Source organism: Alistipes sp. UBA6068 (assembly GCF_949428155.1).
Lineage (GTDB): Bacteria > Bacteroidota > Bacteroidia > Bacteroidales > Rikenellaceae > Alistipes > Alistipes muris.
In genome coordinates this window covers 141,594-160,158 of record NZ_CASQFS010000006.1, presented here as the reverse complement: position 1 = coordinate 160,158, position 18,565 = coordinate 141,594, and the positions used below count along the sequence as shown (strand labels likewise).

Below are 18,565 nucleotides of genomic sequence, written 5' to 3'. Positions count from 1 at the left end.
GTGAAAGGTGAAAGGTGAAAGGTGAAAGGTGAAAGGTGAAAGGTGAAAGGTGAAAAGGAGAGACCCGGCCTGTGAAAGCCGGGTCTCTCCTTTTCGTCGAAAGCGTGTCTACCAGATAATCACCCGCTTCTCCTCGGGCAGGAACATCGCGCCGTCCGTAATGCCGAACGCATCGTAGAACGACTGCAAGTTGCGCAAGGTGGCATTCACGCGCCATTTGCCGAGCGAATGCACGTCGATTTTGGTCAGACGGGCGATCTCCTCGTCGCGGATATTCTGAGCCCACAGCGTCGCATAGCCCAAATAAAAGCGCTGAGCGTCCGTAAATCCGTCGATCGGGGCCGGGGCATCCTTACCCTCCAGCGAGTTGTTATAAGCCGTCCAGGCCACGCGCAAACCGCCCTGGTCGGCAATGTTCTCGCCGAGCGAGAGCGAACCGTTGGCGTAGAGGGCCGGCTGACCGTCCTTGGCGGGCAGTACCTCGATGGCGTCGAACTGCTTGACCAGCACGTCGGTCTTGGTCTTGAACGCTGCGGCGTCGGCGTCGGTCCACCAGTTGTTCATGTTGCCGTCCTTGTCGAAATGGCGGCCCTGGTCGTCGAATCCGTGGGTCATTTCATGACCGATGACCACACCGATGGCTCCGTAGTTGACCGCATCGTCGGCCGCAGGGTTGAAGAACGGCGGCTGGAGAATGGCGGCCGGGAAACAGATTTCGTTGGTCGTGGGGTTGTAGTAGGCATTGACCATCTGCGGCGGCATGTGCCACTTGGCCTTGTCCACGGGCTTGCCCAGCTCGGCGAAGTTGTCGGCCGTATACCACGCGTTGGCCCGCTTGAGATTCTCCCAATAGCTCTTCGTCGGGTCGATTTCGAGCGTCGAATAGTCTTTCCACTTGTCGGGATAACCGATTTTCACCGTGAACGAAGCCAGCTTCTCCTGCGCGCGGGCCTTGGTCTCGGCCGACATCCAGTCCAGCGCGTCGATATGCTGCGAAAGCGCCGTCTGAAGATTCTTCACCAGCTCCAGCATCCGGGCCTTGTCCTCCTCGGGGAAGTACTTGGCCACATACATTTCGCCCACGGCTTCGCTCAGCAGCGAGTTGGGCACCGACATGGCGCGCTTCCAGCGGGGACGCTGTTCCTGGCGGCCCGACATCTGACGGCCGAAGAAGTCGAAATAAGCCGCGTAGGTGTCGTCGTCCACGTAGGGCGCCGCGCTGGTGATGGTCTGGGCCGCGAGATAGTTTTTCACCGTTGCAATCGGCTCGGTCTTCAGCAGGCGGTTCACAGCGGCCAGCACCTCGGGCTGACCCACGATGATACGGTCGAATTCACCGCAGCCCACGCCTGCCAAGTAGGCGTCCCAGTCGATGGCGTCGTAACGCTTCATGAACTCCTTCTTCGACATGGGGTTGTACATCGCAGCCACGTCGCGCAGCTGCACATTCGAGCGGAACGCCTCGGCCATCTTGGTCTCGAAATCGAGCACCGACGCGGCGCGCTCGTCGGCCTTGTCGAACCCGGCCAGCGAGAACAACTGCGTCAGACAGGCGACATACCCCTCGCGCAGGGCGGCATTTTCCGCATCCAGGTAATAGTCGCGGTCGCCCATGCCCAGTCCCGACTGCGAAACATAGAGCGCATTCATGTTGCTGTTCATCAGATCGCTCTCGACGCCCATCGCAAAGAGCGGATTGCCTGTCGTCCGGTGCAGGTCGGCCACCACGGGAGCCGCGTCCTTGACGGTGCGGATGCCGCTAATGCGGTCCAGGTCGTCCTTGACCGGGGTGAGCGCCTGCGCGTTGAGCCGCGCCGAATCGAGCCCCATTTTGTAGAGGTCCGAAATCTTCTGCTCCACGGAACCGGGCGCAGCTTTCTGGGCTGTCATCCCGGCAAACAGGTCGTTGATACGCTTCTCGTTGTTGTCGCGCAGCATGTCGAACGACCCGTAACGCGAATACTCGGGTTTGAGCGGATTGTTCTTCTGCCAGCCGCCCGTGGCATACTGGTAGAAATCGGCGTTGGGCGCCGTGGCGGTGTCGAAGTTCGCCGCGTCGATGGCCGGCGTCTTCGGACCGTTGTGGCAGCCTGCCATACAAGCCATTGCAGCCATCATAAGGATTTTTTTCATTCGGTTGTCGTATTTTTGTGTATTCCGGTTTCTTCTTTCCGACGAAAAAAGCCGCCTTTCGGGCGGCCTTTTTCTGATTTAGTCGCGGATGGCCGCTACACCCGGCAGGTCGCCGAACTCGATGTATTCGAGCAGCGCGCCGCCGCCCGTCGAGATGTAGGAGACCTGGTCGGCCAGGCCGAACTTGTTGACGCAGGCCACCGAATCGCCGCCGCCGATAAGCGAATAGGCGCCGTTCTTGGTAGCCTCGGCGATGGCGAGCGCCACCTCCTTGGAGCCCGTAGCGAACTTGTCGATCTCGAACACGCCCACGGGACCGTTCCACAGGATGGTCTTGCAGCCGAGGATATGTTCGCGGAAAGCCTTCTTGCCCTCGTCGGCGATGTCGACACCCTCCCAGCCGTCGGGAATGTCGTTGGCCGGAGCGGTCTTGGTGTTGGCGTTCTGCGAGAAGTCGTCGGCAATCAGTGCGTCGGGCGACATGACGAGCTTCACCCCTTTCTGCTTGGCCAGCTCCAGAATTTCGAGCGCCACGGGGAACATGTCGGGCTCGCAAATCGACTTGCCGACCTTACCGCCCTGCGCCGCCGCAAAGGTGTAGGTCATACCGCCGCCGATGACGATCGAATCGCACTTCTCGATGAGGGCCTTGATGACCCCGATTTTCGACGACACCTTCGAGCCGCCGATAATGGCGCAGAACGGGCGGGCGGGGTTCTCCATGACGGCGGCGATGGCCTTGACCTCGCGCTCCATCAGGTAGCCGAACATCTTGTCGTTGGGGAAATACTTGGCAATCAGATAGGTCGAAGCGTGCTTGCGGTGCGCCGTGCCGAACGCGTCGTTCACATAGCAGTCGCCCAGCGAAGCCAGCTTCTTGACGAACTCTTTCTGCGGACCCTCTTTCAGCGCTTTCTTGGCCGCGTCCTTCTCCTCCTTGGTGGCGTCCTCGGCCAGACCGCGGGGCTTGCCCTCTTCCTCGGCGTAGAAACGCAGGTTTTCGAGCAGCAGCACCTCGCCGGGCTTCAGATTCTTGGCCATCTCGGCGGCCTTTTCGCCCATGCAGTCGCCTGCGAAAAGCACCTTGGTCCCGAGGTTTTTCTCGATGGCCGGAACGATCTGCTCCAGCGAATACTTCGGGTCGGGGTTCTTCTTGGGACGCCCCATGTGCGACATCAGAATGACCGAACCGCCCTCCGACAGCACTTTCCTGATGGTCGGAATGGCCGCGCGGATGCGGGTGTCGTCCGTCACCTCGCCCTTGTCGTTGAGGGGCACATTGAAGTCCACGCGAATCAGCGCGCGCTTGCCCTTGAAATCGTAATTGTCGATCGAAATCATAGCCGTTTGATTTTTAGTTATATCGTTATGCTTTCTCTGTCTCCGTGGAAGATGCCGCAAATTTATGAAAAATTTTTCGCAAATCTGTTATTTCTCTAACACAATCATATTCCATGCCCGCAACGGGGTTTCCATGCGGTCATAATCCGCACGGGGTTCGGCGGCTCCTCAGAATGACAAAGGGCAGCAGTATGTCATGTTGAGCGATAGCGAAACATCTGCGGTCATTAGATTCTTCGCTGTGCTCAGAATGGCACTTGTTTCAGATTCTTAACCACGCTGCGCTTGTTTCCCTCCTCCTTGCTCGGCATAGCCCCAACCGCAAAGTTCACCTTTAATAACCCCTGCGGGGTTTTGACTTTGCTCACGTTTCACCTTTAATTTTTCACCTTATCTGTACCTCACCCACCGGACCAGCTCCTTGAGGGTCGGCTTCTTGCCGTACATGAAAATTCCCACGCGGTAGATTTTAGCGGCGAGCCACACCATCCCCACAAACGAAACGTAGAGCAGAGCCAGCGACAGACCGACTTCCCACAACGGGATGTCGTAGGGGATGCGGGCCATCATCACCACGGGCGAGGTCAGCGGAATCATCGAAAACCAGAACGCCAACTGCGAATTGGGATCCTTGATAACGGCCAGCATCGCCAGCAGGGCCAGGATGATGGGCAGCGTGATGGGCATCTGCAGCTGCGACGCATCCTGCACGTTGTCCACCGCCGAGCCGACCGCCGCAAACATCGCCGAATAGAGCAGATAGCCCCCGAATACGAAGAGCAGCAGGCAGACGAATATCTTCACCACATAGCCCATGTCGGTCATCGCCGCCACGGCCGACAGCATGTTCGGGTCCACACCGCTCGCAGCGGCCGCCTCGGGCATCCCCGCCTGCATGGCCTGCGCTCCGGCCATCACGTCGGACGGCATCAGCGAGGGAATCAGCACGCTGCCGGCCCCGCATATCAGCACGCCCCACACCACGATCTGCACCACAGCGACCATCGCCACGCCCAGAATCTTGCCCAGCATCAGGTCGAACGGCCGCACCGACGAGACCATGACTTCCAGCACGCGGCTGTTCTTCTCCTCGATGACCGACTGCATGACCATCGAACCGTAAATCAGCAGGAACATGTAGAGCATGAAACCCAGCACGTAGCCCAGCGCCGTAGCCACCACCGACGACTGCGCCTGCGAATCCTCCTCCTGCGACTTGTCGTTGCGGTAGGTCTGCATCACGACCGTCGTCTTCACTTCGTCGAGTATCTGCGAGAGGTTCTCGATGTTGTAGCCCTTGAGTTTTTCGGCTTCCAGGATCTGTTCGATTTGGCCCGTGATGTTGCTTTCGACCGTCAGCGACGACGACGAATTGGCGTACAGACGCACGCTGTTGGGGTTGGTCAGAATGTCGCGGCCGATGCAGAGTACCCCGAAACGGTCGGTCAGCTCGCGCCGCGCTTCGTCGGGGGCAAGGTCCGTCGGCTCGAACACCAGTTCGTCGCCGTTTTGCAGCCGGGACGCCACCAGACCGCTCTCGTCGACCACGGCAATCCGCTTTTGGTCGCCGCGCGAAAACTGCATGATGAGCGCCGGGGCTGCCATCAGACCGAGCATCAGCACAGGCATCAGCAGGGTAGTGACAATGAAGGATTTCTTGCGGACGCGCTCGTTGAATTCGCGCCCTATGATAAGCAATACGTTCGACATGGATTTATGCGTTTATATTGTTTTTCAGGCAGTTTTTCATCGAGAAACAGCGACATTCCGAGCATTCTTCCGTTCTCCCGTCCTTTCTGTCATTCCGAGGAGCATTGCGACGAAGAATATTACGGGGCTGTCTCTCACCTTACAAAGTGCCGTTCACGGCCCGGATGAAGATGTCGTTCATCGAGGGGATGATTTCGCGGAACGAACGCAGCTCGACAGCCTCGTTCACCGCCGCGATGACCCCGCGGACCTCGTCATCGTGCTCCACATGCAGTTTCAGCGTCCGGTAAAGCGATTCTTCGGCCGCGCCCTCCAATATCTCGCAGCGGTCCGCGAGCGCCTGCCGCAGGGCGCTTTCCTCGCCCCGGTAGGCCACCTCGAAGATATTCGCCCCGTGACGGCGGCGAATGTCGTCGACCCGGCCCGAAAGAATGTTGCGCGACTTGTTGATCAGCGTGATATGGTCGCAGATTTCCTCCACCGACGACATGTTGTGCGTCGAGAAGATGACCGTAGCCCCCTTGTCGCGCAACGCGAGTATCTCCTCCTTGAGCAGGTTGGCATTGATGGGGTCGAAGCCCGAGAACGGCTCGTCGAAAATCAGCAGCTCGGGCTCGTGCAGCACCGTGACGATGAACTGCACCTTTTGGGCCATACCCTTGGAGAGCTCCTCCACCTTCTTGTCCCACCAGTTTTCGATGCCGAACTTCACGAACCACTGCTTCAGCCGCGCCGTCGCATCGCGCCGCGACAGCCCTTTCAGCCGGGCGAAGAAAAGCGCCTGTTCGCCCACCTTCATCTTCTTGTAGAGACCGCGCTCCTCCGGCAGATAGCCGATGCGGGCCACGTCGTCCGGGCGGATTTCGCGGCCGCCGAAAAACACCCGGCCGCTGTCGGGGGCCGTGATGCGGTTGATGATTCGGATCAGGGTCGTCTTGCCCGCTCCGTTCGGACCCAGCAGGCCGTAGACCGACCCGCGGGGTATGGCCAGCGATACGTCGTCCAGCGCCGTGTGGCGGGCGTAGCGTTTCGTGACATGTTCTGCCGTCAGCAAATCCATCGTTTCGAGTTTTATTCGGATTGGTTTGTTTCGTTTGCACAAGTGCCTATGGAATCGGGGCCGTCATTCCCGGGCGTTCGTTGGTCGTTTCAAACGTTTCCTCTGATTCTGAGGAGCTCTCTCTATCATTCTGAGCGTCAGCAAAGCACCTTTCCTGTGGTACAGGTGTTAACTTCGCAACGCTTTGCGTTGCCATCTGCGGCGGCCCGTATCGAAGATGCGTCCGGCCCCAGCCGCCGCAGATGAATAGGGCCAATTGTCCGGTTCTTACTTTGTGCGGGTGAGCTTCTCCCGGTGGCCGCAACCCTGCCGTTTTCACGAATGCGGAACCTCGTAGAAACCACTGCGGACTTAATTGGGACAGTCCGCCATAGTTCCGAACCGGGCGCCGCACAAAGTCCTTATCCCGTCATTCTGAACGGCGTTCAAAGTCTGCAACGATTCGGCCGGACCCCGCCTTTCTGCGACAAATGTAAAAACAAATTTTTGAATATCAAAAAATTTTTATCGTAATTCGATAAAAACAACCGCTGCCTGCCGACGCCGCAGCCAACAAAAACCCTCCGGACACGCGCATTCGCATCCGGAGGGTTTCCTTTCGGGCAAGTTTTCTCTCCTCGGCAAAGCCCGAGCAACCTTGGCTCTGTACCCGGCCTATCGAAAACGTTCGTATCTATAAGACCTGCATTCCGCCAGTTGCCCCGAACGACCTTGGCCCGGTCGGCTTCAGTCCGAGCAGCCCGGCAATGCCTACTCCTCGATGAAATCAATGTTTACCTGCCGCTGGAACGATTCGTCCAACGAAATGGTGGTCTCGGTAGCCGCGACGCCCTGGATGCGCAGAATCCCCTCGAAAATCGTCTGCATGAGGTGTTCGTTGTCCACGCAGTAGAGCTTCACGAGAATATTGCCGCCGCCCGTCACGAAATGGCACTCCACGATTTCCGAAATCTCCTTGAGCCGCTCGACCGTCGGCTTGATCATCTGCGGGTCCTTGAGCGTGATGTTGATATAGGCGCAGACGTCGAATCCCATCACCTTGGGGTCCACGATAAGGCGGCTGCCCAGAATCACGCCCGAATCGGTCAGCTTGCGGATTCGCTGATGAATCGCGGCGCCCGATATGCCGCATTCGCGGGCGATTTCCAGAAACGGCATCCGCGCGTTGGCAATCAGATACTTGAGTATCCGGCGGTCTATGGCGTCCAGATTGGCTTTCGACATGGCTTTCTGTTTATTCGATGACTTTGAGTTCCTTGCCCACTTTGACGAAAGCGGCGATGCAGCGGTCCAGCTGGTCGAACGTGTGCCCGGCGGATACCTGCACCCGGATGCGGGCCTGCCCCTTGGGCACGACAGGGTAGTAGAATCCCGTCACGAAGACCCCTTCGTCCTGCAATTTCGCCGCAAAATCCTGCGACAGCTTGGCGTCGTAGAGCATGACCGCACAAATCGCCGACTGCGTCGGCTTGATGTCGAACCCGGCCGCCATCATCTTCGTGCGGAAGTGTTCCACATTGGCCACGAGCCGGTCGTGCAGTTCGTCGCTCTCTTTCAGCATCCGGAACATCTCGATTCCGGCGCCCACCACGGCAGGGGGCAGCGAATTCGAAAACAGATAGGGGCGCGAACGCTGGCGCAGCATGTCGATAATCTCCTGGCGGCCCGTCGTGAAGCCGCCCACCGCGCCGCCGAACGCCTTGCCCAGCGTACCCGTCAGAATATCCACCTTGCCGCGCAGGTTGTACAGCTCCGTGATTCCGCGGCCCGTTTTGCCCAGCACGCCTGCCGAATGGCATTCGTCGACCATCACCAGCGCGTCGTATTTCTCGGCCAGTTCGCAGATTTTGTCGAGCGGCGCGGCATTGCCGTCCATCGAGAACACGCCGTCGGTGCAGATGATGCGGAACCGCTGGGCCTGCGCTTTCTTGAGACACTCCTCCAACTCGGCCATGTCGGCATTGGCGTAGCGATAACGCACCGCCTTGCACAGACGCACGCCGTCGATAATCGACGCGTGGTTCAGCGCATCCGATATGATGGCGTCCTCCTCGGTCAGCAGCGGCTCGAAAACGCCCCCGTTCGCATCGAAGCAAGCCGCATAGAGAATCGTATCCTCGGTCCCGAAGTAATCCGAAACCGCCTTTTCGAGCTCCTTGTGGATGTCCTGGCAGCCGCAGATAAAGCGCACCGACGACATGCCGAAACCCCGGGCGTCCATCGCTTTCTTGGCCGCCTCGATCAGCCGGGGATTGTCCGACAGGCCCAGGTAGTTGTTCGCACAGAAGTTCAGCACCTTGCGGCCCGCAACCTCGATTTCGGCACGCTGGGGCGACTCGATGACCCGTTCCGTCTTGTAGAGCCCGGCAGCCTTGATTTCGGCCAGCTCGTGCTGCAAGTGTTCCTTGATTTTTCCGTACATGGCAATTTATGTTTTTTGTTCTTCGTCTTCCCGACAGCCCGGCTTCGCGGCCCGAAAGGGTAGGGCCGGACAACAAACAAAGGTACGATTATTTTTTTATTATCCGTTCTCCGGGGGCTATTTTCATACGGGTTTTCTCGCCGTGGCGCAGTCCGGCCTGCCGAAAAAGCCCGGTTCCCTGCCCGCAGCTACCCGCAAAAAAGGAGAAAAAGCAGTCGGCAGATGCTGGACGCAGCGCACGGAGAGGGTCGATGCCCGGCGGCCATGGTTGAGCGGGTTCACGTTGTCCGCGTTCAGGTTCAGATAGCCCGAGCCGAGCTGGCCTGCGGCATAGGACGACGAGGACCAGCAGAGGCCCCACTCGCCGACGTGTGTCAGGGCACCCGTCGTCTCGAAGCGGTAGCCCGCAGCAGGCGCTGAAGCAATCGCTCGGATGAATGACAGAAAAAATACTCAATGAATAATTGATAATGAACAGTGAATAATTTTATTCTTTGTCATTCCGAATACCTCCTTTTGTCATTTGAGGAAGGCATTGGCCCGACGAAGAATCTGTTTTTCAGCAAAACAGATGTTTAACTTCGCTGCGCTCGTTTTCCTTCTCCTTGCATGGCATAGCCTGCAAGCAGTCTCTGCCCATACTTCGTTCGTCGGTTCACTGCGTTCTACATGACAATTATTCCCTGCTAACTATTCATTATTCACTAAAGTCTGTTTTCCACCAGACTGGATTGAATAACTGACGGCACAAATGAACTATCCTGTCAGGCCGAGAAAAAGCTGAAACGTTCTTCATGCCAGCCGACTAATCCGCCCGAAAAACGGTTCAACCGGCCTACTAAATCGTTTTAGCACCTCGACGGTATGCCGCCAGCGGACTGCTGAATCTGCCTGGCCACGCTAGCAGCACCCTTTCGACGAACCTCTGGCAAACCGAAGCCGTTCGGACCTGCCGGGGCAGGAAAAGGGGCGTGAATGAACCGTAGCCCATGCCATTCCGGACCAGAAAACTGCTTTTTATCCGAAGAACAAAGATAATCACAGCGAAGCAACCCGAACGGCTTGCGACCAAAAAACGACATTTCAGCGCAGTTTTTTTACGGTCCGCCAAACGATTTCGGTCTCCAGCCTACCAAACAACACCCAATATTTCCGGTAAGCCCGAAGCAGAGCCGAGCAAGAAAAAAGCATTGACACCACCAGGGGGGGGGCCACGGTTCTGCCCTCAAAAAATCCGCCTGCCGCCCGCCGATAGCGAATAAATCATTACCTTTGCCGCGGCCCGATTCTTGGCTTGCAACGCAGCAGGGGAGGGCGACACCCGTTAACACCCGATTTGCCATGCTCGAATACGACATCATAGTGATAGGCGGCGGACACGCCGGATGCGAAGCGGCTGCGGCCGCGGCACGCCTGGGCTCGCGCACGCTGCTGCTGACCATGGACATGACCAAGATGGCCGCCATGTCGTGCAATCCGGCCATCGGCGGAGTAGCCAAAGGTCAGATTGTCAGAGAAATAGACGCGCTCGGCGGACAGACGGGCCGCATCACCGACCTCACGGCCGTGCAATTCCGGATGCTCAACCGCTCCAAGGGCGCCGCCATGTGGAGCCCGCGGGCGCAATGCGACAAAACGCGTTTCTCGGAGGAGTGGCGCCGCACGCTGGAGAACACCTGGAACCTCTATATCTGGCAGGATGCGGCTACGGAACTGCTTTTCGACACCGCAGCCGACCGACCCCGCGTTCGGGGCGTCCGCACCCGCTTAGGGGTGGAATTCGCCTGCCGGGCCGTCGTGCTGACCGCCGGAACGTTCCTCGACGGGATGATGCACTGCGGCGATTCGCATGCCGAAGGGGGCAGGGCAGGGGACGCCGCATCGCACGGTATCACGCAGAGCCTCAAGGCCTTGGGGTTCGAGACCGGACGCATGAAAACGGGCACGCCGGCCCGGCTGGACGCCCGGACCATCGACTTCGAGGCCCTCGAACTGCAAGAAGGCGACGAACACCCGGCCAAGTTTTCGTTCTCGGCCGACACGCACCCGGTCGAGAATCAACTGCCGTGTTTCCTGGTCTACACCTCGCCCGAGGTACACGAAACTCTGCGCCGGGGCTTCGACCGCTCGCCCCTTTTCAACGGCACGATTCAAGGCATCGGCCCCCGCTACTGCCCCAGCATCGAGGACAAACTGCGCACCTTCGCCGACAAGGACCAGCACCAGCTATTCCTTGAACCTGAGGGACGTACGACCAACGAATACTACCTCAACGGCTTCTCGTCGTCGCTCCCGTGGGAGATTCAGCTGGAAGCGCTGCACAAAATCCGGGGGCTGGAAGACGTCCATATTTTCCGCCCGGGATACGCCATCGAATACGACTATTTCCCGCCGACCCAGTTGCACCATTCGCTCGAAACCAAGCTGGTCGACGGGCTCTATTTCGCAGGGCAGGTCAACGGCACGACCGGCTACGAAGAAGCGGCCGCCCAGGGACTGATGGCAGGCATCAACGCCCACCGGGCGCTGAAAGGGGAGGAGCCCATCGTCCTGCAACGCGACCAGGCCTACATCGGAGTGCTCATCGACGACCTGGTGACCAAAGGCGTCGACGAACCCTACCGCATGTTCACCTCGCGGGCCGAATACCGGATTCTGCTCCGGCAGGACAATGCCGACCTGCGGCTGACCCCGCTCGGTTACGAAATCGGCCTTGTCAGCCGCAAAAACCACGACAATTTCCTCGAAAAAAAATCGTTCGTAGAATCGCTTATTTCGTTCGTCCGTGACCGGAGCATCAAAACAAGCGAAATAAACGACTATCTGAAAACGGTCGGTTCGGACCCGCTGACCCAGGGCCGGAAGCTCAGCGACATTCTGATGCGCAATAATGTGACGTTCGATTCGCTCCGAAAAGTGCTGCCGGCACTCGAAAAGTTCATTGCCGAAAACCGGATTCCGGCCGAAGCTGTCGAAGAAGCGGAGATACAAATCAAGTATAGGGGATACATCGAACGCGAAAAATTTCTCGCCGACAAACTGCATCGGCTCGAAAGCATCGCCATTCCGGACAACTTCGACTATTCGCAGATGAATGCGCTGACCATCGAAGCGCGTCAGAAACTTACCCGCATCCGTCCGGCGACCATCGGGCAGGCGTCGAGAATTCCGGGAGTATCGCCCGCCGACGTCAACGTGTTATTAGTGAAGTTCGGCAGATAGGGTAGGGTTCCACGTGGAACGAACGCCACCACCAAGACCCAGACCGCCGTCCACAAACCAAGACACCCCATACACGTTCCACGTGGAACAAAATGCGGCCCGTCCGATTTTCGGACGGGCCGCATTACTTTACAGCAAAAGAACTACAAGACTATCGTACACCAACCGTGCTTATCCTCGACACGGCCGTACTGAATATCCTGCAAAAGATTATACAGCTTCATCGAAACCGGGCCAACCTCCTCACCATATTGATAAACCTTATTGGTCTGCATGTCGAAAATCTTCGACACGGGCGATATAACAGCTGCCGTACCGCAGGCTCCGACCTCCTCGAAAGTCGACAGTTCTTCCAGCGGAACATCACGCTCCTCGACCGTCATCCCCATGTCGGCAGCAAGCTGACGCAGCGACATGTTGGTAATCGACGGCAAAACCGACGGCGATTTGGGGGTAACATACTTATTATCCTTGATGCCGAAGAAGTTGGCAGCACCGAATTCCTCGATCTTCGTATGCGTTTTCGCATCCAAATAAAGCACGTTCGAGTAGCCCAAATCGTGGGCGTTCTTGCTCGAATAGATGCTCGCCGCATAGTTGCCGCCGACCTTTACGTCGCCTGTTCCACGTGGAGCAGCGCGGTCCTGTTCGCGGTCGAGAGCCACCTTGATGGGCTTGATTCCCTCCTTGAAGTAGGCGCCGACGGGCGACGCATAGATGATAAGCAAGGCATCATTGGCAGGCTTGACACCCAATCCGGCCGTAGTGCCGAACATGACCGGACGCAAATAGAGCGAAGCACCCGTCCCATAGGGCGGGATGAATTTCTCGTTGCGGCGCACCACCTCCATGCACCCGTCGACAATCATCTCCATCGTCGGAAGCGGCAGGCACAGCCGCTCGGCCGAAGAACGCAGGCGGCGGGCATTGTCGGCGACCCGGAAAAGCCGCACCTTGCCGTCCTTGCCGCGGAAAGCCTTGAGCCCCTCGAAAAGTTCGATGCCGTAATGCAGGCACGAGGCGGACATGTGCATGCGGATGTACTCGTCGGAAGTGACCTCCATCGCACTCCACTTGCCGCCGGAAAATGTATAGCGAACGTTGCAGTCCGTTCGGGTGTAGTCGAAGCCCAATGCGCTCCAATCCATATCAGCCATAATGCTAAGTTTTAAGAATTCGATTTTTTTCAGCCGACAATCGCTCCGGCCGCCGTCTTCTCGCCGGGCCCGAGCAACTGCAGCCTGCCGTCGGCATCTTCGGCCATGAGAATCATGCCGCGCGAAAGAATGCCCTTCAACTCGCGGGGTTCGAGGTTGACGAGGACCAGCACCTGCCGGCCGACCAACTCCTCGGGCGAGAAATATTCGGCGATGCCTGAAACGATTTCGCGGCGGTCGATACCTGTGTCGACGGTGAGTTTGAGCAGTTTCTTGGTCTTTGCGACCTTTTCGGCCGCAAGAACGGTCGAAACCCGGATGTCCATCTTCTGAAAATCGTCAAAAGAAACGGCGTCTTTCTGCGGCTCGGCCTGCTGCGCCGATTCAGCCGCCCGGTTGGCCGCCTTGGTCGCTTCGAGCTTGTCGAGCTGACGCTGAATCACCTCGTCCTCGATTTTCTCGAAGAGCAGCGCCGGCTCACCGATACGATGGCCCGCAGGAATCAAATCGGTCGCACCGAGACGCTCCCAGTCGAATTTGTCGACCGCGAGCATCGCAAGTATCTTCCGGGCCGAGAAAGGCATGAACGGCTCGATGGCGACGGCGGTGTTGGCCGTAATCTGCAACGCGACGTAAAGGATGGTCTTCACCCGCTCGGGGTCGCTCTTGACGACTTTCCAAGGCTCCGTATCGGCGAGATACTTGTTGCCGATGCGGGCGATGTTCATCGCATCCTTGAGCGCCTCGCGGAAATGGTAATTCTCGATATTCTTTTCGAGCGAACCTTTCACGGCCGCCACCTCGGCAATCGTCTCGCGGTCGTAGTCGTTCAACCCGCCGCAAGCCGGAACGGTGCCGCCGAAATATTTCTGGGTCAACACCAGTGCCCGATTGACGAAGTTGCCGAGCACGGCGACGAGTTCGTTGTTGTTGCGGGCCTGGAAATCCTTCCAGGTGAAGTCGTTGTCCTTGGTCTCGGGAGCGTTGGCGCAGAGCACGTAACGCAGCACATCCTCCTTGCCGGGAAACTCGTCGAGATACTCGTGCAGCCAGACGGCCCAGTTGCGCGAAGTGGAAATCTTGTCGCCCTCGAGGTTGAGAAACTCGTTGGACGGCACGTTTTCGGGCAGAATATAATCGCCGTGCGCCTTGAGCATCGACGGGAAGACGATGCAATGGAAGACGATGTTGTCCTTGCCGATGAAATGGACCATCTTGGTGTCTTCGGACTTCCAATACTTCTCCCAATCGGGCGTAAAGTCCTTAGTAGCAGATATATAACCTATCGGAGCGTCGAACCACACGTAGAGCACCTTGCCCTCGGCCCCCTCGACAGGCACGGGAATGCCCCAATCGAGGTCGCGGCTGACGGCGCGCGGCTGAAGCCCGCCGTCGAGCCAGCTTTTGCACTGCCCGTAGACGTTGGTCTTCCACTCCTTATGGCTGTCGAGAATCCACTTGCGGAGGAATGTTTCGTACTGATCCAAAGGCAGATACCAATGTTTGGTCTCGCGCAGGACGGGCACCGAACCCGACACGGCGCTGTGGGGATCGACCAACTCCTCGGGCGAGAGGGTGGAACCGCACTTCTCGCACTGGTCGCCATAGGCGCGGTCGTTGCCGCACTTGGGACACGTACCGACGATATAACGGTCGGCGAGGAACGTTCCGGCCTCCTCATCATAATACTGCATGGAGGATTTCTCGATGAACTTGCCCTCGTCGTAGAGCTTGCGGAAGAAATCGGACGCCGTGACGGCATGCGTAGGCGACGAAGTGCGCGAATAGATGTCGAACGACATGCCCAGGCGCTCGAACGAATCCTTGATGATCCGGTGGTAACGGTCGACAATCTCCTGCGGCGTGACCCCTTCCTTGCGGGCCTTGATGGTGATGGGCACACCGTGCTCGTCCGATCCGCAGACCGACACGACGTCGCGGCCCCGCAGACGCAGGTAACGCGTGTAGATGTCGGAGGGGATATAGACGCCCGCCAGATGGCCGATGTGCACGGGACCGTTGGCGTAGGGGAGAGCCGAAGTAACCAGGTAACGCTTGAACTCTTTAGACATGACTTACAAAATATTGCTTTCCAAGGTCAAAAGTAGTGAATTTAATTCACAAAAAAGCAACCCGGACGACAATTTGCAAAAAAGCAGTCGGCAGATGCTGGACGCAGCGCACGGGGATACCGTAGGCGCGGTAGTGTCCGCTCAGAGAACCCACGAAATCCGACCGGACGAACAGACCGCCGCCGAACGCATGCCCCACGAAAGACGACGACGATGACCAACAGTCGGCGTGCTCACCGACGACAACCAACGCACCCGTCTCACAGCTGCGGACGCCCGCAGCAGGCGCTCAGGCAATCGCTCGGATGAATGACAGAAAAAATGAATAATGAATAGTTAAAAAGGAATAATAGACCAAAACATAAAAAAGCAATTATTCACTATTCATTGTTAATTATTCATTAACCCAAGTTTTCTGCCAGACTGGAATGAATGACTGACGGCACAAATGAACTATCCTGTCAGGCCGAGAAAAAGCTGAAACGTTCTTCATGCCAGCCGACTAATCCGCCCGAAAAACGGTTCAACCGGCCTACTAAATCGTTTTAGCACCTCGGCGGTATGCCGCCAGCGGATTGCTGAATCTGCCGGACCACGCTGGCAGCACCCTTTCGACGAACCGCTGGCAGACCGAAACCGTTCGGACCTACCGCCGGGACGGGAAAAGGGGCTTGAATGAGCCGTAGCCCATGCCACTCCGGGCCGAAACTGCTTTTATCGGGAGCCGCTTCTGAGGTCAGGCAGAAAACCTGCGACGACCCCCAAAAGCGGCAGGAAAGAACTGATACGGAAAATGAACCCGACACCGGTACGGTCGGCCAACCACCCGAAGAACGCCGAACCGATGCCGCCCAAACCGAACGAAAGCCCGAAGCCAACTGCGCGACCTGCGAAGCCTCGGGGTGGAAAATCGACGACCCGAACCCGATGATGCTGACGGCGGCGACCAGCACCCGGAAATCGGGCGCAACGGCGAGCGCACACAAACCGACCAGCGTGAAACACATGCCGACGAACAGGGAATAAGGCCGGGGATGACGGTCGGCATATCGCCCGACGAAAGGCTGGAGAATGGAAGAAGTCAGCTGAAACACCAAGGTAATGATACCTATCTGCGCGAACGACAGGCCGAATTTCTCCTTGATAAGCGGGTAGACGGCGGGCACGACGGACTGAATCATGTCGTTGAGCAGATGGGCGAACCCGATGACGAACAACACGACGAAAGCCGTACCCTGGACACGGGCGGCAGACGAAACGGAAGAAGCGCTACGCATAGCAACCAACCAAAAAAAGCCGGGGCAGGGCCCCGGCCTGAAGAAAACGAACGGACTATCTGAACTGCATTTCGTCGAGCAGCCACCCGGCGCCCGCGAACTTGTCGATGACGAACAACACGTAGCGCACGTCGACGGCGATAGTCCGCTGCAACTCGGGCTCGAACGCCACGTCGCCGGACATGGCTTCCCAATTACCGTCGAAAGCGAGACCTATCAAATCGCCGCGCGAATCAAGGACGGGCGAACCGGAATTGCCGCCCGTAATATCGCAGTCGGCGAGGAAAGCGACGGGCAGCTCGCCCTGCTTATTGGCGTAAGGCCCGAAATCCTTGGAATAGTACAGCTCCTTGAGCTTTGCAGGCACGGTGAACTCGGCGGGGTTCTTGGGGTCCTCCTTCTCGATAACGCCCTTGAGGGTCGTATAGTGGTTGTAACGGATTCCGTCGGCAGGGTCGTAAGGCAGCACGCGGCCATAGGTGAGACGGAGGGTGAAATTGGCATCGGGCGCCCAGGCCTTGTCGGGATACTGACGCATCAACCCGGCGACATACTTGCGATGACCCTCGCGGTAAAGCTGCGAGAAAGGACGGGATGCCTTGCTCAGCTCCACGTATTTCTTCCACACCGATTCGGCGAAAGGCACGAAAGGATCGGCGGCCCACTTTTCGGCGGAAAAATCGTCGACCAACGCCGCGGTCTTCTCCTCGGAGACGAAAACGGAATTGTCATAAAGATAATCGACGTAAGCATCGGTATCGCCGCCGAAATCCCTGTCGACGATTTCGGTGTAGAACGACGGCAGGTCGGTCATATTCTCGCGGGCGATTTTCAGCATCCGCTTGGCCACCTTGCGGTCGGTGGGAGCATTATAATCCTTGTACCAATCGGCTAACCGCTGCTTGCTCTTCTCAGGGTCGGCGATTTTCTCCTTGCCCATGAAAGAACGGCAGGGAGTAAGCGCCTCGACGGACATAAGGAACGCTTCCGCGAGGTACTGACGATTGTGGTCGATTTCTCCGCGGCCGTCGACATACTCCTTGATTTTGGGCAGTGCCGTAATGAAACCCTCCTCAGGCACGGTGTTCTGCTGTGCCCAGGCCTGGAACTCGGCCTCCTGCGCCTGCTTGCGGGCCTTGACGTTCAGCTTCTCGATGCCGCGCGACATGCCGATGGAATTCTTCCAATAATTGGAGGAACGGGCATACTTGGACGCATACTGGATGCGCACCTTGTCGCTGGCCAACATATCCTCCCAAAGGATAGCCTGCCGCTCCCCGCGGATGAAGATACGGTTGGGATTGGAAACACCGAGCATGTCGTCGATTTCATAGGAAGTCATGTAACGCTCGGTCGAACCGGGAAAGCCCATAATCATGGCGAAGTCGTTTTCGTCGACCCCGTCGAGCGAAATCCGCAGGAACCTGTCGGCCTTGTAAGGCTTGTTTTCAGGCGAATAATCAGCAGGCTTGTTATCGGGTCCGGCATAGACGCGGAACACGGAGAAATCGCCCGTATGACGCGGCCACATCCAATTGTCGGTATCGCCGCCGAACTTACCTATGGACTGCGGAGGAGCACCGACCAGCCGCACGTCGGTAAACTTCTCGATGATGAAAGCGAAGAACTGGTTGCCGCCGAAAAAAGCATCCACCTCGACACTCATGCCGGGATACTCGGCAAGGAGCTTTTCGGTCAGCGCCTTGCGATTGGCGGCCGTAATCTGCTCGAACTCCTCCTGCCCGGCAATGGAAGGCACGTTGCCGATGATTTCGGACGTGACGTCCATGATTTTGCGGATGAACCGCACGGAAAGACCGGGAGCAGGCAGCTCCTCCTCGGGCGACATGGCCCAAAAACCGTTCTTGAGATAATCGTGCTCGACGGACGAAAGCTCCTGGATGGACGAAAAACCGCAATGATGGTTGGTGAAAAGCAACCCGTTGGGAGAGACGATCTCCCCGGTGCACCCGTTACCGAAGATGACGATGGCATCCTTAAGCGACGACTTATCAACGCTGTAAATATCTTCGGCGGAAAGTTTGCACCCGCGCGCCTTCATCGTGCGGATATTCATCTTCTGGAGATAAGGCAAGAGCCACATCCCCTCGTCGGCGAAGGCCGAAACCGAAACGACCGAAGCGACGAACAACAACAAAAGTTTCTTCATA

General features: G+C 57.8%; 11 protein-coding genes. 1 reads left to right on the top strand and 10 read right to left on the bottom strand.

Annotated features, from left to right (window positions below; genetic code table 11):
* Positions 1-108 precede the first annotated feature (108 nt).
* From QVG21_RS05195 to kbl, 6 genes are all read right to left on the bottom strand, one after another.
* Positions 109-2,133: a M13 family metallopeptidase gene (locus QVG21_RS05195; protein ID WP_287922818.1), complete on the bottom strand. Its 2,025-nt coding sequence runs from the start codon at positions 2,131-2,133 to the stop codon at positions 109-111.
* Positions 2,134-2,211: 78 nt separating this feature from the next.
* Positions 2,212-3,474 (bottom strand): phosphoglycerate kinase, encoded by a 1,263-nt coding sequence (locus QVG21_RS05190; protein ID WP_287922816.1) that lies wholly within the window; start codon positions 3,472-3,474, stop codon positions 2,212-2,214.
* A gap of 390 nt (positions 3,475-3,864) precedes the next feature.
* The gene (locus QVG21_RS05185; protein ID WP_287922814.1) at positions 3,865-5,184 is read right to left on the bottom strand and encodes an ABC transporter permease; all 1,320 of its coding nucleotides are present in this window, start codon (positions 5,182-5,184) and stop codon (positions 3,865-3,867) included.
* 139 nt (positions 5,185-5,323) lie between these two features.
* Positions 5,324-6,244, bottom strand: coding sequence for an ABC transporter ATP-binding protein (locus QVG21_RS05180; protein WP_287922812.1), 921 nt, complete (start codon positions 6,242-6,244; stop codon positions 5,324-5,326).
* A 750-nt stretch (positions 6,245-6,994) separates the two neighbouring features.
* The gene (locus tag QVG21_RS05175; RefSeq protein WP_287922810.1) at positions 6,995-7,468 is read right to left on the bottom strand and encodes an Lrp/AsnC family transcriptional regulator; all 474 of its coding nucleotides are present in this window, start codon (positions 7,466-7,468) and stop codon (positions 6,995-6,997) included.
* Positions 7,469-7,478: 10 nt separating this feature from the next.
* Positions 7,479-8,666 (bottom strand): glycine C-acetyltransferase, encoded by a 1,188-nt coding sequence (gene kbl / locus QVG21_RS05170; protein WP_287922808.1) that lies wholly within the window; start codon positions 8,664-8,666, stop codon positions 7,479-7,481.
* Positions 8,667-10,007: 1,341 nt separating this feature from the next.
* Between kbl and mnmG the strand changes: the two genes are divergently transcribed.
* Complete coding sequence (gene mnmG, locus QVG21_RS05165; protein ID WP_287922806.1) at positions 10,008-11,888, top strand: tRNA uridine-5-carboxymethylaminomethyl(34) synthesis enzyme MnmG; 1,881 nt, start codon at positions 10,008-10,010, stop codon at positions 11,886-11,888.
* 143 nt (positions 11,889-12,031) lie between these two features.
* Here mnmG and QVG21_RS05160 read toward each other — a convergent pair whose 3' ends face one another.
* From QVG21_RS05160 to QVG21_RS05145, 4 genes are all read right to left on the bottom strand, one after another.
* Entirely contained in the window at positions 12,032-13,045 is a 1,014-nt protein-coding gene (locus QVG21_RS05160) for a branched-chain amino acid aminotransferase (RefSeq protein ID WP_287922804.1), read from the bottom strand.
* A gap of 29 nt (positions 13,046-13,074) precedes the next feature.
* Entirely contained in the window at positions 13,075-15,117 is a 2,043-nt protein-coding gene (gene metG / locus QVG21_RS05155) for a methionine--tRNA ligase (RefSeq protein WP_287922802.1), read from the bottom strand.
* Positions 15,118-15,662: 545 nt separating this feature from the next.
* Positions 15,663-16,394: an MFS transporter gene (locus QVG21_RS08315; RefSeq protein ID WP_502871759.1), complete on the bottom strand. Its 732-nt coding sequence runs from the start codon at positions 16,392-16,394 to the stop codon at positions 15,663-15,665.
* Positions 16,395-16,449: 55 nt separating this feature from the next.
* Positions 16,450-18,564: a S46 family peptidase gene (locus QVG21_RS05145; RefSeq protein WP_287922800.1), complete on the bottom strand. Its 2,115-nt coding sequence runs from the start codon at positions 18,562-18,564 to the stop codon at positions 16,450-16,452.
* Position 18,565 lies beyond the last annotated feature (1 nt).

Excerpts from the sequence above, each read along its gene's own strand:
- QVG21_RS08315 (WP_502871759.1), bottom strand. The coding sequence starts at position 16,394 with ATGCGTAGCGCTTCTTCCGTTTCGTCTGCCGCCCGTGTCCAGGGTACG.
- QVG21_RS05145 (WP_287922800.1), bottom strand. The coding sequence starts at position 18,564 with ATGAAGAAACTTTTGTTGTTGTTCGTCGCTTCGGTCGTTTCGGTTTCG.
- QVG21_RS05190 (WP_287922816.1), bottom strand. The coding sequence starts at position 3,474 with ATGATTTCGATCGACAATTACGATTTCAAGGGCAAGCGCGCGCTGATT.
- QVG21_RS05175 (WP_287922810.1), bottom strand. The coding sequence starts at position 7,468 with ATGTCGAAAGCCAATCTGGACGCCATAGACCGCCGGATACTCAAGTAT.
- mnmG (WP_287922806.1), top strand. The coding sequence starts at position 10,008 with ATGCTCGAATACGACATCATAGTGATAGGCGGCGGACACGCCGGATGC.
- kbl (WP_287922808.1), bottom strand. The coding sequence starts at position 8,666 with ATGTACGGAAAAATCAAGGAACACTTGCAGCACGAGCTGGCCGAAATC.
- QVG21_RS05195 (WP_287922818.1), bottom strand. The coding sequence starts at position 2,133 with ATGAAAAAAATCCTTATGATGGCTGCAATGGCTTGTATGGCAGGCTGC.
- QVG21_RS05185 (WP_287922814.1), bottom strand. The coding sequence starts at position 5,184 with ATGTCGAACGTATTGCTTATCATAGGGCGCGAATTCAACGAGCGCGTC.
- metG (WP_287922802.1), bottom strand. The coding sequence starts at position 15,117 with ATGTCTAAAGAGTTCAAGCGTTACCTGGTTACTTCGGCTCTCCCCTAC.
- QVG21_RS05180 (WP_287922812.1), bottom strand. The coding sequence starts at position 6,244 with ATGGATTTGCTGACGGCAGAACATGTCACGAAACGCTACGCCCGCCAC.
- QVG21_RS05160 (WP_287922804.1), bottom strand. The coding sequence starts at position 13,045 with ATGGCTGATATGGATTGGAGCGCATTGGGCTTCGACTACACCCGAACG.